Origin of the sequence: [Clostridium] clostridioforme AGR2157 (assembly GCF_000424325.1) — a bacterium.
GTDB lineage: Bacteria > Bacillota > Clostridia > Lachnospirales > Lachnospiraceae > Enterocloster > Enterocloster clostridioformis_A.
The window spans coordinates 15,186-34,036 of record NZ_AUJR01000050.1; the positions used below are offsets into that span (position 1 = coordinate 15,186).

At 50.4% G+C, this 18,851-nt stretch carries 17 protein-coding genes; 4 read left to right on the forward strand and 13 right to left on the reverse strand.

Annotation, left to right across the window (positions count from 1 at the left end):
• Positions 1-113 precede the first annotated feature (113 nt).
• The 7 genes from G614_RS0118895 to G614_RS0118930 form a co-directional block, all read right to left on the reverse strand.
• Positions 114-638, reverse strand: a complete 525-nt coding sequence (locus G614_RS0118895; protein ID WP_002586728.1) for an adenine phosphoribosyltransferase — start codon at positions 636-638, stop codon at positions 114-116.
• A complete protein-coding gene (locus tag G614_RS0118900; RefSeq protein ID WP_027643200.1) occupies positions 635-1,645 on the reverse strand; it encodes a LacI family DNA-binding transcriptional regulator in 1,011 nt (336 codons plus the stop codon). Before G614_RS0118900 ends, G614_RS0118895 begins: the two co-directional genes overlap by 4 nt.
• Positions 1,646-1,736: 91 nt before the next feature.
• Positions 1,737-3,305: a glycoside hydrolase family 28 protein gene (locus tag G614_RS0118905; RefSeq protein WP_027643201.1), complete on the reverse strand. Its 1,569-nt coding sequence runs from the start codon at positions 3,303-3,305 to the stop codon at positions 1,737-1,739.
• A gap of 116 nt (positions 3,306-3,421) precedes the next feature.
• Complete coding sequence (locus tag G614_RS0118910; protein ID WP_027643202.1) at positions 3,422-4,273, reverse strand: carbohydrate ABC transporter permease; 852 nt, start codon at positions 4,271-4,273, stop codon at positions 3,422-3,424.
• A 6-nt stretch (positions 4,274-4,279) separates the two neighbouring features.
• Complete coding sequence (locus G614_RS0118915; RefSeq protein ID WP_027643203.1) at positions 4,280-5,173, reverse strand: carbohydrate ABC transporter permease; 894 nt, start codon at positions 5,171-5,173, stop codon at positions 4,280-4,282.
• A 19-nt stretch (positions 5,174-5,192) separates the two neighbouring features.
• Positions 5,193-5,489 (reverse strand): hypothetical protein, encoded by a 297-nt coding sequence (locus G614_RS0118920; RefSeq protein WP_027643204.1) that lies wholly within the window; start codon positions 5,487-5,489, stop codon positions 5,193-5,195.
• Between the two features lie 147 nt (positions 5,490-5,636).
• The gene (locus G614_RS0118930; RefSeq protein ID WP_027643205.1) at positions 5,637-6,992 is read right to left on the reverse strand and encodes an ABC transporter substrate-binding protein; all 1,356 of its coding nucleotides are present in this window, start codon (positions 6,990-6,992) and stop codon (positions 5,637-5,639) included.
• A 439-nt stretch (positions 6,993-7,431) separates the two neighbouring features.
• On the opposite strand from G614_RS0118930, the gene G614_RS0118935 reads away from it, so the two are divergent.
• From G614_RS0118935 to fsa, 4 genes are all read left to right on the forward strand, one after another.
• Positions 7,432-8,559, forward strand: coding sequence for a glycoside hydrolase family 88/105 protein (locus G614_RS0118935; protein ID WP_027643206.1), 1,128 nt, complete (start codon positions 7,432-7,434; stop codon positions 8,557-8,559).
• 120 nt (positions 8,560-8,679) lie between these two features.
• Complete coding sequence (locus G614_RS0118945; protein WP_027643207.1) at positions 8,680-9,516, forward strand: alpha/beta hydrolase; 837 nt, start codon at positions 8,680-8,682, stop codon at positions 9,514-9,516.
• A gap of 25 nt (positions 9,517-9,541) precedes the next feature.
• Positions 9,542-10,291, forward strand: coding sequence for a DeoR/GlpR family DNA-binding transcription regulator (locus G614_RS0118950; protein WP_027643208.1), 750 nt, complete (start codon positions 9,542-9,544; stop codon positions 10,289-10,291).
• 222 nt (positions 10,292-10,513) lie between these two features.
• Positions 10,514-11,167 carry a fructose-6-phosphate aldolase gene (fsa, locus tag G614_RS0118955; RefSeq protein ID WP_027643209.1) on the forward strand — a complete coding sequence of 218 codons (654 nt, stop codon included), beginning with the start codon at positions 10,514-10,516 and terminating at the stop codon, positions 11,165-11,167.
• Positions 11,168-11,627: 460 nt separating this feature from the next.
• Here fsa and G614_RS0118960 read toward each other — a convergent pair whose 3' ends face one another.
• From G614_RS0118960 to G614_RS0118985, 6 genes are all read right to left on the reverse strand, one after another.
• Positions 11,628-12,332, reverse strand: coding sequence for a DeoR/GlpR family DNA-binding transcription regulator (locus G614_RS0118960; protein ID WP_027643210.1), 705 nt, complete (start codon positions 12,330-12,332; stop codon positions 11,628-11,630).
• Positions 12,333-12,460: 128 nt separating this feature from the next.
• Complete coding sequence (locus G614_RS0118965) at positions 12,461-13,375, reverse strand: ribokinase (protein WP_027643211.1); 915 nt, start codon at positions 13,373-13,375, stop codon at positions 12,461-12,463.
• Between the two features lie 21 nt (positions 13,376-13,396).
• Entirely contained in the window at positions 13,397-14,371 is a 975-nt protein-coding gene (locus G614_RS0118970) for an ABC transporter permease (RefSeq protein ID WP_027643212.1), read from the reverse strand.
• Between the two features lie 2 nt (positions 14,372-14,373).
• The gene (locus G614_RS0118975; RefSeq protein WP_027643213.1) at positions 14,374-15,861 is read right to left on the reverse strand and encodes a sugar ABC transporter ATP-binding protein; all 1,488 of its coding nucleotides are present in this window, start codon (positions 15,859-15,861) and stop codon (positions 14,374-14,376) included.
• Positions 15,862-15,934: 73 nt separating this feature from the next.
• The gene (locus G614_RS0118980) at positions 15,935-17,026 is read right to left on the reverse strand and encodes a substrate-binding domain-containing protein (protein ID WP_027643214.1); all 1,092 of its coding nucleotides are present in this window, start codon (positions 17,024-17,026) and stop codon (positions 15,935-15,937) included.
• A 30-nt stretch (positions 17,027-17,056) separates the two neighbouring features.
• Positions 17,057-17,977 (reverse strand): sugar phosphate isomerase/epimerase family protein, encoded by a 921-nt coding sequence (locus tag G614_RS0118985; protein WP_027643215.1) that lies wholly within the window; start codon positions 17,975-17,977, stop codon positions 17,057-17,059.
• Positions 17,978-18,851 lie beyond the last annotated feature (874 nt).

The following is an 18,851-nucleotide window of genomic DNA, read 5'->3' on the forward strand; positions in this document are numbered from 1 at the left end:
CGGGGCAAGAAAATATCAGACGAATTTTGAGGTGTGTTTGATGCTCAGACATAACAAAAAGGCCCATTTTTAATCTAATGGGCCCATTCTTTAACCAAATCTATTTCATTTTTCTACTTACCTTCATAAATAATCGCTGAATCCACATCATACCCCTTCAGATGCTCCCGCCCGTTCAGCCCTGCCAGCTCCATGACAAAGCAGATCTTTACCACCTGTCCGCCCAGCTGTTCAATCAGCTTGACAATTGCCTCGGTGGTTCCTCCTGTGGCGATCAGGTCGTCCACAATGATTACCTTCTGACCCGGGCGGATGGCATCCTTGTGCATTTCAATGGTTGCCTGTCCGTATTCCAGGTCATATTCCATGGCAATGGTCTCGCAGGGAAGCTTACCCTTTTTGCGTACAGGCACAAATCCCTTGTGCTGTGCATAGGCCACCGGAACCCCAAAGATAAATCCCCTTGATTCGGGGCCTATCACCAGGTCGTAATCCAGGTCCTTAACCATGTCAATCAGACTGTCCACTGCCATGTGCAGCCCGTCCGCGTCCTGCAGGATGCTGGTCACATCCCGGAATATGATTCCAGGCTCCGGAAAATCCGGTATGCTTCTTACATACTCCTCTAACTTTTTCATGATGGTTTCCTCTCTTCCATATTCAGATTCTTAACCGTATCCCTGATAATCAGCTTATTGTTCAGGTAAATCCTCCGGTTGTCGATGATTCCCTCGTCCAGGCGCCTGAGCAGCACCCTGGCTCCCTCTTTGGCAATCTCACCCATGTTGCGCTCCACCGTGGTCAAATGCATATCCGAATAGCCTGACATATCCCAGTTGTCAAAGCCCACCAGAGAAACATCGTCCGGCACCTTAAGGCCGGCCTCCACAATGGCTGTCCTGGCTCCAAAAGCCATCTCATCGTTAAAGCACAGCAGAGCCGTGGGCCGGAAGGCGAGAAGCTGTTTTGCCGCGGTATATCCGCTGGCATACCGGTAATTGCCGCTGATGACGGGAAGGGCATCCGGATCCAGTCCGTGGCTGGTCATGGACGTCCTCCATCCCCTGCGGCGCAGCCGGCTGGAATCCAGTCCCGGATTTCCTTCTATGATGCCGATATTCCGGTGTCCGTTCTCCAGCAGATAGTCCATGGCCCGTTCCATGGCAAGGGCCTCATCCGTGGTCACATTGGGCGCGTCCACGTCCACTGCACGGCAGATGACTGCCATTGGAATCTTTTTGTCCAGGACCTCGTTCATAAACTCCATGTCCTCGCTTCGCTGGGACAATACGATGATTCCGTCAAAATAGCTGGGATTCAGTGTTCCTGGTTCATGCATATCAATACCTTTAACCACTACATTATACTTGCCTCCCGCAACGCTGTAAACCCCTGTCAGCACGTCGTGAAGCACAAACGGCGATGTCATCTTGCTGATGGCAGAGAAATACAGCCCTATTACATAGGATCTGGATTTTTTCAGGTTGATGGCAGCCTGGTTGGGCACATACCCCATCTCCTGAGCCAGGCGCAGTATGTTCTTCCTGCTCTCCGTGTTCTCCACCCCTATGCCGTTTAAGGCCCTGGATACCGTGGAATAGGAAACCCCTGCCCTTTTCGCGATATCCTTTATCGTCACTGCCATAATATCCCCCTCTTTGCAATCCACCATAAGCGTTTACATATCATTTCCGTTCAGACGTACGAATACAATCTAACTCGTTTTCCGGCTTCTGTCAAATGCTTCCGCAGACACGGCCGATATTTTCCGTGATGATGGCCGGACCATCCTGTCCTTCCACCTTCACATCCTTAAGAATCAGCTCTTCAATCTGATTGGCGTAGATTCCCATGCGGCGTATATGGGAGTCACAGCCATCCATCATGGCAGGCTGCCCTTCCCTGGCAGACGGCGCATAGGTGACGCGGACATGCTCCATCTCCACCCGTCCAATCCGCTGTTCCGGAAGACCATACATATAGGCAGCCGCCACATGGCAGTTTCCCGCCTCTATATCCTTAAAGCACAGGCTCTTAATCAAAGGCGTTCTGTCATCCACCGGAAGCGCTTCCTTTGTTCGCACATATTCGCTGTGTCCGTCCGGGTCACAGAAATAGAAACAGTTGATGACAAAGGGAGTCATCACATGGTCCATGCGGATGTGTTCAAAGACAATTCCGTCCACCACGGCGTCCTTTCCCCTGCCCCTGCGCGTCTTGATGCGCAGTCCCCTGTCCGTGTGCAGGAACATGCAGTCCTTAACGGTCAGGTCCTTTACCCCGCCCGCCATCTCGCTTCCGATGGTAACGGATCCATGACCGTCCCGCATACAGCATCTTCGGATAGATATGTCCTTTGACGGGCGTTTATAGGTGGAGCCCATATAGATTTTTCCCGACTTTACGGCAATGCAGTCATCTCCCAGGGAGAAGCAGACGCCTGCAATCTCCACATCCTCGCATGATTCCGGATCCAGTCCGTCCGTGTTCGGCGAATCCTTGGGACTCAGCACCTTAAGGTCAAAGAATCTTAAGTGGTCGGAAAAATAGGGATGGATGTTCCAGCTGGGACTGTTTCTCACTGTGATTCCCTGAATCGTCACCTGCCGGCACCGCTCCAGGAAAATCATCCTGGGCCGGCAGGCCGTGTGTATCACCTTGGGCTCGTGCCACCAGTTTCCCTCCCCGGCCCCCGCGTTCCCGTCTATGATTCCCTGTCCATAAATGACGGCGCCCTTCACGTTCACGCCTGTTATGATGCCGGTAAACATGGGCAGCGGATTGCCCTCCCATGTGCCCAGATTATATTCACCCTGCTCGTCATAGCTCTGGAGCATTCCCTGAAACACAGGAAAACGGGTCCGGTCCGTATACGCGGACAGCACCGCCCCCTCAGCCAGCTCAATATTCACATCATCCTTTAAGAACAGGGACACAATCCGGTAGGTCCCGGCCGGAATCAGGACCCGGCTCTTTTCAGGGCAGGCCATAATGGCAGCCTGGATAAACAGAGTGTCATCCTGAATCCCGTCTCCCTTTGCCCCAAAATCACGCACATCCAATGTCACGAATTCACTGTCCGTGGTAAAGGAGGACTTTAACTCAAGGCCGTCCCCGCTTCTGGCCTCCACCTGATAGCTGGTATCCGGTTTCAGATTATAAAGACTTGTGACAGCTTTTCCTGTTTCCCGGATGAATTCCCCGTTCAGATAGAGGCGGTACATCCGGCTGGTTTCATATGTACCTCCGTCCTCTATCTCAAGTACGGCGCAGCGCGCATTTTTATAAATCACCTTTAAATCCATGGCATTATACCTCTTTTCTAGTCTGACCCTCTATGGCCGCAATATCAAATCAGGAATGGGGACCCTCCCAGGAGAGCCCCCATTCGCATCCAGGCTGACCCTGGTCTTTTTATATTTTAACCCTTAACCCCGCCTGCCGCAATACCGTCAATGAAAGAATCCTGTGCGCAGAAGAACACAATCAGCGATGGTACAATGGAAATCAGGGACATGGCCAGGATACGGTTCCACTGGAAGCCCACATCTCCGTCCATGGACATGCGCAGGTATACGGAGTTGGTATATTTCTGCATGTCCGCAATGTAAATCAACGGCCCCTGGAAATCATTGTTGGTCCACATGAACTGGAACAGGGCGCAGGACACCAGAGACGGCTTCAGCATAGGAACAATCACGAACCACAGCGTCTTGAATGTATTGCAGCCGTCAATCTTGGCGGCTTCCTCCAGCTCCTTGGGCACTCCCCTGAGGAACTGAATCAGCATGAATACGAAGTAGGTATCCGCCGCGAACAGGGAGGGTACGATCAGAGGAAGGTAGGTGTTGACCCACTTCCACTTGTTAAACATGATGTACTGGGGCGCATTGAGAACCACCTGCGGAAGAAACAGGGTGGACATCAGCAGCGCAAAGAAAATCTTCTTTCCCTTAAAGTCAAACCGTCCGAATCCATAGGCCGCGATGGCGGCGGATACCACGGTGAAAATCACCTTGGGAATCACAATTTTATATGTATTAATCAGGGAGGAAACCAGGGATATTTTTCCTCCATAGCTCTTAAAGGCATTGCTGTATCCGTCAAACACAGGGTTCTTAGGCAGGAACCATGCGCTGGTGAATATCTCGGAGTTGGTCTTAAATGTGGCCCCAACCATCCAGATTAGAGGGTATACCATGATGAACCCCACCAGAATCAGCAGGGTGTAGCGGATTACCGTGCTGACCTTCCGTTTTGTCTCTCTTGTCATACGTTCCTACCTCCCTTCCTCGTCTGAATAATATACCCATTTTTTCTGGCTGATGAACGCCACCGCGGTCAGCGTCATGACAATCAGGAACAGAATCCATGCCTGTGCGCTGGCCATGCCCATCTTATGGCGCAGGAATGCATTGTTGTAAATCAGCATGGAAATCAGGGTGGTTGCACCGTTTGGCCCGCCCTTTGTAACCAGGAACGGAGCGTTGAATTCCTGGAATGCCTGGCAGAGCTGTGTAATCAGGTTATAGAAAATAACCGGTGTGATAAGGGGTACCGTAATCTTAAAGAACTGGGTCCACTTGCCCGCGCCGTCAATGGAGGCAGCCTCATACAAATCTTCGGACACGCCCTTTAAGGCTGCCAGGAAAATGACCATGGCAGAACCAAACTGCCAAACGCGCAAAAGTACAATCACGAACAGCGCGCTGTTGGAACCGGCCATCCAGTTAATCTTTGGCCCTCCGAAAAATGTGATTACCGTGTTAATCAGGCCATCCGTATTAAATACAGCCCTCCAGAGAATCGCTATGGCAATGGAACCGCCCAGGATGGATGGGATGTAATATGCTGTCCTGAAGAAGTTCACGCCCTTCAGCTTGAAGTTAAGGATGTACGCGATAAAGAGGGCGAAGGCCAGCTTTAAGGGCACGTCTAGGATGGCATATTTAAACGTCACCACAAAGGCCCTTATGATGTCCTCATCCGTAAATATCTTCTCGTAGTTCAGAAGTCCGGTCTTTGTTATTCCGTTGAACAAATCATAGTTGGTAAAGCTGTAGTACAGCGAAGATGCAAATGGATATACCTTGAACAGAAGAAATCCAACCAGCCACGGCAGAATGTAAAGCAGGCCGATATTCAGCGCCCAGAATCCTTTCTTTTTTTTCATACGGTTACCTCCAAACCTATTAATCTAAATAGCTCTCATACTTCTCCCTGAGCAGCGTACCTGTGCTGCACCCCTTTTTGATAATGTATGCCAGCTGCTCATGCGGGCCCGGATTTTCTCCTGCCAGCATGGCCTTTAACCTTATGCGGAACATGTCCTGGAGCGCCCTGTAATGCTCGTATATTTCCGGGGACATCTGCTCTATGGTATCTATCAGCAGGACCATCTGGTCCATGCCGGGCGTTTTCAAAGTCTTAAAATATGTAACAATGCTGTCGTAGTTTTCCCTGTATTTTACTGCTTCCCTAACATCCATTCTATTCCTGACACCGCCCTTTTCCTGATTATCCGCCGTGCCTTTCCTGCTGCCCGCTGCCTGGGGCCAGGATACGGGCCGCCCGGGTCATGTCCGGCGGCCCTGTCTTTCATTCCAACACAATATCTTTCCTGAAGCTGTTTAAAATCAGAAGTTATAGCAGTCGTCAATACCCTTCATCAAGTCTTCTGCTGCTTCGGCGGAAGTGATGTCGCCTGCACTCAGCTTTCCAAATACCTTATAATATACACCGTCCGGATTGGCCTTCAGGTCGTTGTGCTCAAACATGGGGTCCAGAGGGAATTTGGAGTAGGCCAGAACCTTTGCATTGGCTTCCATGACCAGCTTGTCACCGATTCCCTTTTCCTCCAGAATCTTTACACCCTCTGCCGAGCATGGAATGCCGCGCTCCGTACCGCAGATTTCAATTGCCTCGTCATCATTTAATAAGTAGTTAATCAGCATGGCTGCTTCCTTTGGATGAGCTGAATTTGCGGACACTGCCAGCGCCACGGAAATCTTGGTAAAGCCGCCATCGTAATCGCCAAACTTAAGGAAGTCGCCGATAACCAGCTCCTGGCCCGGCTTTGTGGTGCTCTCCGCGATTGCCTTCTGAACCTTGGAAACTGCGGAATCCCACTCAAATACGCCTGCATACTTGCCGTCGATTACCTTTGCGTTCTTGTCTAAGGAATCAGCCATATCGCCCTGAAGGGTAGCGATGGTAGGAATCACGTGTGCCTCCTCCAGCTTTGTCATGAAGTCCATGCCTGTTTGAATCTCCTCAGCTGTATACTGAAGCTCCCCGTTTTCAACCCATGGCTTGCCGTATACGCTTTCCAGATAGTATACCAGGAAGATGGCCCTGTCATATTCCATCATGGCCAGAGGGTAGTAATCTTCATTGTAAGCCTTAAACTTAGCGCCCGCCTCCAGGAGGGAAGCCTCATCCGTAGGAATCTCACATCCAACCTCATCAAAGGTGGTCTTGTTCCAGTAGAACAGTCGTCCTGTCAGGGCCACCGGCACTGCCATCAGCTTGCCGTCCGCCCTACACTGGTCCAGGCTTTCCTGTGAAAACTGGGTCAGGTCCAGGACATCGCTGCAGTCCTCCAGATTTGCAAAGTTGGTTCCGTTGCCGCTGTAGGATGTAATCCAGTTCCAGTTAATCTGCATGACATCGGCTGCATTGCCTCCCTGAATGGCCAGGGACTGCTTCTCTTCCCATCCGGTCCAGGCTCCGTACTCGCATTCTACCTTAATATTAGGATACTTTGCCATGAAAGCGTCCACTGCCTTCTCAGTTGCCTCATGTCTGGAGTCACCGCCCCACCAGCAGAACTTAATGGTCACGTCCTCAGATCCGCTCTCTGCTTCCTTGCCTTCTGTCTGCGCTGCCGTGGTGGTCCCGCTGCCGCTGCCGCCTGCGCAGGCTGTCAGCGATAATGCCATTACAGATGCCAGGGCCAGGGACACTGCTTTTTTCAGGTTCTTCTTCATCATTTCTCTCCCTCTCTTTTCTTTGTCTTTGCTCGCGCGTTTGCAAAGGTTTGCATAATTGCTTCAAAAATTATGCATATCTGCTATTTGTAAGCAATTACATTTAGCTTATTTTAAGCAAACATGCATCGTTTTTCTTTGAGTTACATAGTAACACTATTTATATCGTATGTCAATTGTTTGATTCGTATAGTTTTTTAATATTTTTTTGTATAATATATCCAATTCTTTTCCTGCTTTTTTTGTGTTAAGATAGATTCAGGATTAAAAAAATGGATTTCGAGGATTTCAAAGACATATTGCACTGTAATTTGAGGGTTTATCCCAAATTTAGTTGAACTAAATTACTACCGTTTTGTCTGCAAACGTTTACACTTCCATTTTTCAAAGACGCCTTACATCAGGCTCAGTGTACATATATGCATAAAGGAGAGTTAAGATTATGAAAATACTGGACCGTTACGTCGACCAGCTGATTGAACAGAGCACCCCTGAGTCCCCTGTGTGGAACATTGAAAAAATCCGGGAGGGTTCAAAATCCACCTGGAACTATATTGACGGCTGCATGATTAAGGCCATCATCGAACTCTACCTTATAACCAGGAATGACCGGTATCTGAACTTCGCAGACGCCTTCACCGGCCACTTTGTAAGGGAGGACGGCTCCATTGAATCCTATGACCCAAAGGAGTACAACCTGGATAATGTAAATGCCGGCAAAACCCTGTTCGACCTTTACAAGCTGACCGGAAAAGAAAAATACAGGAAGGCTATGGATACTGTATACAGCCAGTTAAAGGAACAGCCCCGCACATCCACGGGGAACTTCTGGCATAAGAAAATCTATCCCAGCCAGATATGGCTGGACGGGCTGTACATGGCCCAGCCTTTCTATATGCAGTATGAAGCAGAGTATAACGGCTGTAAGAACTGCGAGGATTCCTTCCGGCAGTTCCTCCAGGTATACGAACGGATGAGGGACCCGCTCAACGGACTGTACTACCATGCCTACGATGATTCACGCCAGATGTTCTGGTGCGATAAGGTGACCGGACTGTCGGAGAACTTCTGGCTCAGGGCCATGGGCTGGTATGCCATGGCCTTAATCGACACCATGGAAGTCATGCCGGAATCCATGGCGTGCCAGAAGGCGCGGCTGAACGTCATCTATAAGGAACTGATTGATGCCATGCTGCCTTACCAGGACCAGGCCACCGGCATGTGGTACCAGGTGGTAAACCGGGGCGGAATCGCCCCCAACTACCTGGAGGAATCCGGTTCCGCCATATTCGCCTATGCCATCATGAAAAGCGTACGCCTCCATTACCTTTCTGATGAATATTTTAAATACGGCCAAAAGGCATTTGAGGGCATATGCAGCACATATCTCTCCGAGAAAGACGGCAGGCTCCAGCTGGGCGGCATCTGCCTGGTTGCCGGGCTGGGCAACACGGACATGCGGGAGGGAACCTTTGAATACTATATGAGGGAGCCGGTGGTGGAAAATGAAGCAAAGGGAATCGCCCCCCTTATCCTGGCTTACATTGAAACCATGTTTCGCCGACAGTAAAGGCAGTGACATAAAACAGGCGGCAAAAATGATTGAACCCCTGAGCTGTTTTCAGTATAATGATACTGGAAACAGCTTTTTTCATATTCACCACCCTCCTGTTTCCGGAAAGGCGAGAACATGAATATAAAACATTTTAATATTATGGTTACGAAACAGGAATGCGGCCATGCAAGGGCATCCCGGGAGCCGGCGGACCTGACTGCTTATCTGCTGGATCGCCTGCCCCATAAGCCGGAGCTTCTCCGCCCGGCCGTCGTCCTATGCGCCGGAGGCGGATACGGCTTTGTGTCCCCCAGGGAAGACCAGCCCGTGGCCATGGAATTTCTGGCAGCGGGATGCCAGGTCTTTTCCCTGCACTACAGCGTTGCCCCGGAAACATTTCCCGTGGCTCTTATGGAACTGGCCAAATCCGTGGCTTTTGTGAAAAGCCATGCCCGGGAATGGAATATTGACACAGAGCGGATCATCGTGTGCGGTTTCTCTGCGGGAGGTCATCTGGCCGCCTGCCTGGGCATGATGTGGAACCGCGAATTTCTCTATGCCCCCCTGAATGCGGCCCCTGAGGACATACAGCCAAAGGGAATGATTCTGTGCTATCCGGTTATCACATCCGGAGAATTCGGACATAAACGCTCCTTTGAACAGCTTTTGGGAGACAGGGCCGGCGACCCCCAGCTCAGGGAACTGGTTTCCCTGGAACTTCAGGCAGGCGCGCAGACACCCAGGACCTTCCTGTGGCACACCTGGACCGACCAGTCCGTGCCTGTGGAAAACTCTCTGCTGCTGGCCCAGGCCCTGAAAAAGGCGGGCGTCAGCCTGGAAATGCACATCTATCCCAGCGGACGCCACGGACTGTCCCTGGCTACGGACGAGGTTTCTGACAGCACAGGCGACTGCCTTGTGCCGCACTGTCAGGGCTGGATGGAACTGGTAAAAGAATGGATAAAAGAATGAATAAAAGAAAAGGACAGGGAATGATATGTTAAAAGAAGAACGGCAGGCATTAATCTTAAATAAGCTTCACTCCTCCGGCAAGGTGGTGGTCAGCAGACTGGCAGTGGAGCTGAATGTATCCGAGGATACCATCCGCCGCGATTTGCTGGACCTGGACCAGAAAGGGCAGGTCAAGCGTGTGTTCGGCGGCGCCATTCCCATGGAGCGCCCGGTCATCAATTTCTTTGACCGCGAGACAACGGATGTGGAATTAAAGCAGCGCCTGGCGCTGAAGGCCCTGGACTTTCTGGAGAAGGACCAGCTGGTGGCCATTGACGGCAGCAGTACGAACCTGCAGTTTGCCAAGAACATTCCAAACGGCCTTAAGCTGACCGTGCTGACCAACAGCTATTCCATTGCCCACGCCTGTTCCATGAAGGACCAGGTGGATGTAATCGTCCTGGGAGGACGGCTGTTAAAGGAATCCATGACCAATGTGGGTGAAACCGCGGCCAGCCAGGCAGCCCTCTACCACCCGGACCTGTGCTTTATGGGCGTATACGCCATCCATCCCGAATACGGCATGACCATCCCATACCCGGACGAGGTCAGCATAAAGAGGCAGCTGATTCAGTCCTCCCGAAGGGTCATTGCCCTGGTGAATCCCATTAAACTGAATACCGTATCCAGATACCATGTGTGCGGCATCGAGGCTTTTACCACATTAATCACGGACAACGACGTGTCCGTCGAGATGGCAGTGGACTACCGGAACAAGGGATTGGATTTTTTATAGTTAGCACTCCAAAAAAACCGCTGCAATTTTTTGCGTTACTTTTGCGGTATTTCATTTGTGTTCCGGTATCATTCTGTGTGCATTCCAGCAAAAATCGCATACTAACGCACATTTTTGCAATAATTTGCTTGACATAGCATGTATATGCGCTATAATACACTTAGAGATAAAAAGGAAACGGGCAGGGGAGCCTGTCCCACACATTTTAGGAGGGTATTTACTATGAAATTTTTTGTGGACACAGCGAATGTTGAGGATATCAAAAAAGCCAATGATATGGGTGTCATCTGCGGCGTTACCACCAATCCATCCCTGATTGCAAAAGAGGGAAGAAACTTTGCCGAAGTCATTAAGGAAATCACCGACATCGTGGACGGACCTATCAGCGGCGAGGTTAAGGCTACCACCGTTGACGCAGAGGGCATGATTAAGGAAGGCCGCGAGATTGCAGCCATCCATCCCAACATGGTAGTTAAGATTCCTATGACAATAGAAGGCTTAAAGGCTGTCAAGGTGCTTCACGCAGAGGGCATCAAGACCAACGTTACCCTGGTATTCACATCCGCACAGGCTCTCTTAGCCGCACGGGCAGGCGCGTCCTACGTATCCCCATTCCTTGGACGTCTGGATGACATCTCCATGCCGGGTATCGACCTGATTTACGACATCACCGAGATTTTCCAGATGCACAACATTGAAACCGAAATCATTGCCGCCAGCGTGCGCAACCCGATTCACGTAATCGACTGCGCCAAGGCCGGTGCCGACATTGCAACTGTTCCCTACAAGGTACTGGAGCAGATGACAAAGCATCCTCTGACCGACCAGGGCATTGCCAAATTCCAGGCTGATTATAAGGCTGTGTTTGGGGATTAAGGGTAGATGTGATGTAAAGGTGCAGGGGGGGAGGTGCATCCGTCCGTGAGTGAAATGGGGGCGGGTGAGTCGGACGCGGGCTGCGGAGCGGGAATCACTAAGGCCCCGTGAAACGGCTTTAAACAAGATTCAGGCGACCCAACTCGCGCTTAGGTGTTACCTGGAATCCAGGTACTGAGCTCAGACAAGGGTACGCCTGAATCTTAAAGCCGCTTCCCACGGCCTAAGTGATACCAACGCTCCTGTAGATGCATCCGCCTCCCCCGCCCCCATTTCACTCACCCGCAACGTATTACCGCGTCTGCATCGTTTATATCACATATCTAATAAAGAAAAATGGCATGCCGGGATTCTGGCGCCTTAGTCTCTCCCACTGCGGAAACGGTCACCTCCCGCCCTGCGTTCCCGGCTCTCACGGACGCGGCTCCCTACCCGCGTCCGCGTATTTTCCCTCACATCCTTACCTATTATCTTCCTCCTCTGTAATCAAAACCGCCTCACCCAAATCAAACACCTTGGAAAACGCATACTTATTCTTTTTAGATGTATCCATCAGCACATAGACCACCTTGGAATGGTCTTTTACAATCACCTTTTTCCTGGCCTCTCTGTCATCGTAGGTGTAGATGCCTCCGTCCGGAATATAACCGTTGGCGCCAATGAACGCCTTATCAAAATACATGTCGGATATCATCTTTTCCGTCAGGGCGCCCAGTACGGATTCCAAATCATCCCTCACCTCTCCCCCCAGCAGGATACACTTTGCGTTCTTGATGGGCAGATTGTCCAGCAGTTCCGTGCTGCTGGAGACAATGGTGATTCGCTTTCCCTGGAGATATTTGAGCATCCCTACCGTGGTAGTGCCTGAATCCACGTAAACGCAGTCTCCGTCCTCCACCAGCGCAGCCGCCTTCCTGGCTATGATCTCCTTCTCCTCGCTGTGAATCAGCTTTTTCTTTACCACAGGCTCGTCGAAATCCTCCGCCTTATACTTAACCGCGCCTCCGCGCATGACGATGACACTGCCTTCCTGTTCCAGAGCAGCAACATCCCTGCGCACAGTGGACAGGGAAATGTTTAATTCCGCTGCCAGGTCTTTTATATAAGAGATATCCCTCTTTTTAATACTCTTCAGTATCTCTTCTTTTCTCAACTCAGGAACCATATGCTTACCCCTTTGAACTATAATAGCTTTATTATATCAAAGAGCCCATCCTTAGTTCAACCATGATTATTGCATTTTCTGTCACATTTTTTCATTTCTCGTAACAGATAAGACGGCAGGAACAAGGGTTAGTTAATCTCCCTTAAGCAGGGCATGGCCTCCTGCGCCCCTATCTTTGTCACGGTCACTGAAGCTGCCCTTGCTGCAAAGCAGCACGCCTGGCGGTCCGTCATACCTTTATATTTGCCATAGGCAAATGCCCCTATATAGGAATCCCCCGCCCCGGTGCTATCTGTCACATGCTCCACCTTTACAGGCTCAATGGGGACCACTCCCTCTTTCTCCAGCAGCATGCTGCCCTTGGAGCCCAGGGTGACGATAACAGTCCCGTCTGTCAGCTGCCTCAGCCTGTCTGCATGAGCCCTTACCATGCCGCCATCCGTCATGTCAACTCCCGCGTAAAAGGATGCCTCTGTCTCATTGACAATCAGGCCGTCCACCAGTTTAAGCACATCCCGGTCTATTTCCTTGGCCGGGGCGGCGTTAAGTATGGTGTATACATGATACTGTTTTGCCTTTCGGATGATATGTTCCACCACACCGGTAGGTATCTCCAGCTGGAGAATGATAATCCCGCTGTTCCTGACCAGCTCGTCCAGCCCATCGATTTCCAGGGATGTAATATCAAAATTGGCGCCTGTAATGATGGATGCATACACACTTCCATCCTCCAGGGCATGGACCACGCCCACGCCCGTGGGGCTGCTGCTCCTGCCAATGCAGGAACAGTCCACCCCATACTCCTTCAGCTTTTCCACCAGGGTATCCCCAAAGGTGTCCCTTCCGACCTTCCCCACCATAATGGTGTCGATTCCCAGCTTGGCGCACTGTACCGCCTGATTGGCACCCTTTCCTCCCCCGGAATAGGTTATGCTGTCAGCGGTGTATGTCTCCCCCAGAAAAGGCATGCGCTTCTGCTTCATGATGATATCGTAGTTAAGGCTGCCGATGACACAAATGTAATCTCTCTCCCAGTCTCTCACTGTCCGGACCCCCTTATACGTTTATTCCGCCTTTGCCTTCTTATTCAGTCTCACGGCTGCCAGTTTACCCTGGATTACGTCCACATATACCGCGAAGACTATGATAAGACCCGTAGCAATATACTGCCAGAAAGTATCCACGCCGCAGACCACCAGCCCTACCTTCAGGGCCTGGAGAAGGATTGCTCCCAGGAACGTACCTATGATGCTTCCCTTGCCGCCTGCCAGGCTGGTGCCTCCAATGGCCGCAGCGGCAATGGCATTGGTCTCATAGCTGGCTCCGGCCGCAGGCTCGCCGGTTCCCAGTTTCGCCAGCATGACCATCCCAGCAAACGCAACGCAGACACCACAGATTGCGTAAGACATGATTTTGTTGAAATCCACATTGACGCCGGACAGACGTGTGGCCTCCTCATTGCTGCCAATGGAATACAGGTAGGTGCCAAACTTTGTGTGCTTCAGCAGGATATAGGCAGCCACTGTCACAACCAGGAACAGAATCATGGACGAGGACAGGGCGCCTATTACATCACCGTCCATGATATCCCTGAAATTCTGCGGAATGTTAAGTACAGGCCAGCCCCCTGTTATAAGGTAGGCAACGCCCCTGTATACGGACATCATGCCCAGAGTAGCCACAAAGGGCTGCAGCTTCATCTCAGCCACAAGGATTCCGTTCACAAGCCCCAGCCCAAAGCCGATGGCCGCGCCTGTAAGGACGGCTGCAAAAGGATTAAGACCCATAACCAGGAAATTACCCACGCTTACGATTACAATAGCCAGCGTGGAGCCAACTGTCAGGTCAATTCCTGCGGTGATGATAACCAGGGTCATGCCGATAGCCAGAAGGCCGTTGATGACGGACTGGTCCAGGATATCAAGCAGGTTGGACGGTGAAAAATAAATGGGCTGTATGACGCCAAATACCACCATGATTACAGCCAGCGCAGCAACTACTTCTAATTCCCTTAAAAATTTCTTAATTACATTCTTCATAGTCAGCCTCCCATCGCAAAACTCATTATGACTTCTTCATTCAGTTCATCGTGGTTCAGAAAGCCCATGATCTTTCCTTCCCTCATGACCACGACCCTGTCGCTCATGCCTATGACCTCCGGCAGCTCCGAGGACACCATGATGATGGCCTTTCCTCCAGCTACCAGGTCCTCCATCAGGCGGTATATCTCCGCCTTGGCACCCACGTCGATTCCCTTTGTGGGTTCGTCAAATATAATGATATCGGCGTCCGTGGTCATCCACTTCGCGATGATGACTTTCTGGGCATTTCCGCCGCTCAGACTCTCTGTCAGATAATCCGGATCCGCAGGATGCAGATTCATTTCCCCTGTGTAATACATACAGTTGTCATATATCTTCCTGGCATTCACGAAGCCCTTGCTGCAGAACCGGTTCATGGAGGCCAGCGCCATGTTGCCGGCGTTGGTAAAGTTCTTTACAAAGCCCTGGGTCTTTCTGTTTTCAGGTATCAGCCCCAGACTGTACCCCAGGGCATCCTTAGGGCTCTTTATCTCCGCCCTTTTACCTTTTATGTAAACTTCCCCGCTGGTATAGGGGTCGGCTCCAAATATTGCCCGCATCACATCCGTTCTCTTGGATCCCACCAGTCCGGCGAAGGACAGAATCTCGCCTCTGTGGAGCTCAAAGCTTATATGCTCAAATACTCCGTTCCTGCACAGGTCCCTGGCCTCCAGCACCACCTCGTCAGTGGCGCACAGAGGATTATTCCTAACGGCATAGGCGGACACATCCCGGCCCACCATGTGGCGTATCAGTTCTTCCTTGGATGTCTCCTTCATGTCCAAAGTGGTGATATACCTTCCGTCGCGCAGAATGCTGGCCCTGTCCGCTATGGCAAACACCTCGTCCAGACGGTGCGTGATGTACAGTATAGTGATTCCCTGGTCCTTCAGTTCCATAATCATCTTAAGCAAACGGTCCACTTCACGGTCAGTCAGGGCCGATGTGGGTTCGTCAAAGGAAATGATTTTTGCATTGTGAAACAATGCCTTGGCAATCAGTATCATCTGCATCTCGCCGGTGCTGAGGGAGGTCACACGGTCCCTGCCTCTGAATTTACACCCCAGCTTTTCCAGGATGATGTCCGTCTTTCTGTACATGGCGTCGTAGTCCACCAGGAATCCTCTTGTCACCTCGTAGCCAAGGGCTATATTCTGCCCCACCGTCAGCTCTGTCACAAGGTTTACCTCCTGATGCACCTTGGCAATGCCGAATTCGATGGCGTCATTGGCATTCTTAAAGTCCACCTTTCCCCCGTCAATCTCCACACCTCCATCGTAATCAGGATAGATGCCGTGGAGGATATTGAGAAGGGTGGATTTACCCGCGCCGTTTTCCCCAAGAAGGGCGTGTATCTCCCCTTTGTCCACCGTAAAATCCACACTGTCCAGCGCCTTGTTGCCGGGGAACTGCTTTGTTATATTGGAAAAATGTATCATTGTCGCCATATTTTATCCCCTCTTTGAAATATCAGCCAGGGTTTGACCCTCTGGCTGATGATGGTTTCCATGCTGTCTTTGTCTATTCTGCATATACAGGGTCGGTCCAGCCGATGATTTCCTCTGCCGGCTTATCCACGTTCTCGGAATCAATGAGAGCCTGAGGAGTCCACAGCACCCTGGGAATCTCCTGTCCGCCCAGGCTTCTGAGCATTACCTCGCCTGCAATTTGAGCCTTATAGAACGGAAAGGAATCAATAGTGGCATCCAGCTCGCCCCTGCGGATGGAATCATACGCCTCACCTATGCCGTCAACGCCAACCACCAATATATCCTTGCCGGAAGACTTCACAGCCTCCACCACGCCCAGGGCCATGGTATCGTTGTTGCAGAAAATGGCATTCAGGTCCGGATACTGTTTAATCCATGTGTCTGCCAGGTCTTTGGACTTCTGGCGGTCCCAGTCGGCATTCTGCTTTGCCACAATCTCAATATCCTTAGCATTGGCCGCCATCCAGTTCTCAAAGCCTTCCGTCCTCTGCCTTGCGGCAAACGCCTTAGGCATACCGATGACAATAGCCACCTTGCCCTTGCCGCCCAGCTTATCGGCAATCCACTCTGCTGCCAGCTCCCCGTTCTGGTCCGCCTTGGGGCCCACAAAGGAATCCGCATTGGCAATCAGGCCGTCGTTCACATTGATAACCGGGATTCCCGCCTTCTTGGCATCCTCCACGCCGGGTGTCAGGTTTCCGTCGGATATAGGCGACAGGAGAAGTCCTGTGTACTTCTTATTAATCATATCCTTAACAATGGAAAGCTGTCCCTGCTCGTCGTTCTCGCCCTGGGCCGAGGTCACGTCTATAGTGATATTATAGCCGGCGGCAGCTGCCTTGGTCTGGTACTCGCCGTATCCCTCTCTCAGGGTTCTCCAGTACTCATTATCAAAGGATTTTGCCACTGCTCCCAATTTGACTTCGCCGTCCAGCTTCGGAACATCCCCCAGCTTCTCTCTCAATTCCTCAATGCTGACCCCTGCCTCCTTATCCGGATTAAAGGTATCGGCAGCCGCCTCTGTCTGCGCCGTGGCAGCCGCCTGCTTATTGGTACATCCTGCCATTAGCCCTGCTGCCATGGCAATTGCTGTCATAGATAAAACCAAACCTCTCTTTTTCATCTTCTCTTCTCCTTTTACATTAAATAGTTTTTATAATAAAGCAACCATCATGTTGCTTACAGCTACTGCATCGTTCTGTTCCACCACCTTCTCCATCCGGCAGAGCCCATAGGTGTCAATGAGCTGTTCAATCCGGCGGCACATCCTTATGTTTGCCTCACATTCCTCCACCGCCTTCTCCCGCTTCGGAAATGTGTCAAAATATATCACGCCCTGGAAGTCATATTTTTTGAGGTAGTACACGACCTCCACTGTCTTCCAGAAATTCACGGTTCCCACCATAAGGCCGTCGTCCGTGGAACCCTCTCCGTCATTGAGATGTATATTGTAAAGCTTCCCCCGTTCCAGCAGCCAGGCCGCCGCAAACGCAGGATTCTCCTTTTTCATCAGCATGTGGCAGAAGTCCAGGGTGACCCCCAGGTTTTCCCTGTCCACGTCGTGGAGAATGGAAACCGCGGTTCCAAAGCTGTCAATGAAAGCATGGACCCTCTCCTCATAAGGCTTGTACTCAATGCTCACAGGCACCTTGGAATAGTCGCACACATCCCGGAACGCCTTCACAATCCGGTTCCAGTAGCTTACATAATCGATCTGGAAGGAATAATCAAAACCGTCAAATCCCAGCCATATGATCATCTGGTTTCCTCCCAGCCTCCTGCACACATCTGCCGCTTCCCTGCATAAGGTTATGGCGTCCTGCGATATGGCCGGCTCATGGTTTCCGAACTCTCCCCCTATGTACTTGTCCCTGAACCTGAGGTTAATGGCATTACACCTCAGCCCGCATTCCTCCATCTTTGCCTTTATCACCTCTATATCATAGTCAGCAAAATGTTCCGGATAATTCAAATCCACATAATCCACTCCCTCAATGGCTCCTATGGACCGGAATGCATTCAGCAGGTTGCTGTCAAATCTCAAAAACGAGTTAATCCGTGTGGCGTACTTCATATGATTGCTACCTCCTTGTAGCTTCATAATAGCATTTGTTTCAAATTATGTCAATACTTTTCAAAATATTTTATTTTAATTTTTGGCATAAGTTTCTATATTTTTTCATTTTTGTTCAGTGGTATTCTACACTTTTTATTTCATTATAGTTGTTTCTGTATTTATCAAGGTGGTTTTAACTAATTCAAGGACTAAAATATGAAAATCAATGCAACATCCCTTTCTTTGTCATTTCACATTTTTTCATATATTTTCATTTGAAGACATCAATTGATTATGTATAGGTATTTTTCGCTGAAAATAATACAAATGCCGCAGAACCATGCTGGACTCACAGCATTGCTCTGCGGCATTCATCCTATTTTAAGTTTTTAACTTATATTCCAAACGCGACAAATAGCTGTCGGCGGTACTCCTTATCCTTTGAAGCCCTCTCCAAATCATCATACCGTTTCTCAGCCATGAGCAGCAGGTTCAGTTTGCTGACCCGTTCCTCGCCTTCTTTTTTCCTTCCTCTTTGCCATCCTCAATCAAATCATCTGTTTATGATACACTAGAATTACCGAAAAAAAGCGTCAGAATTCCCTGAAAAGAGCAAGGGAAAGTCCCTAAAAAAGGCGGGACATATTGAATCCCCTTTAACCAACGCTTATCCTTTATCTAAGCACGACCAAAGATAAAGGAGGAAAGGAAGATGCTCACTATGTCCCAAATCAATCATATCAAAGATTTGAGCAGTTGTGGATACCGAATCAGTGAAATTTCCGAAAAAACCGGCTCGGATCCCAAAACAATACGCAAATACCTCTCACAGGATGATTTCTCCCCTGTTCCACCGATTGCACAGGAGAATCCTTCAAAACTTGATCCATTT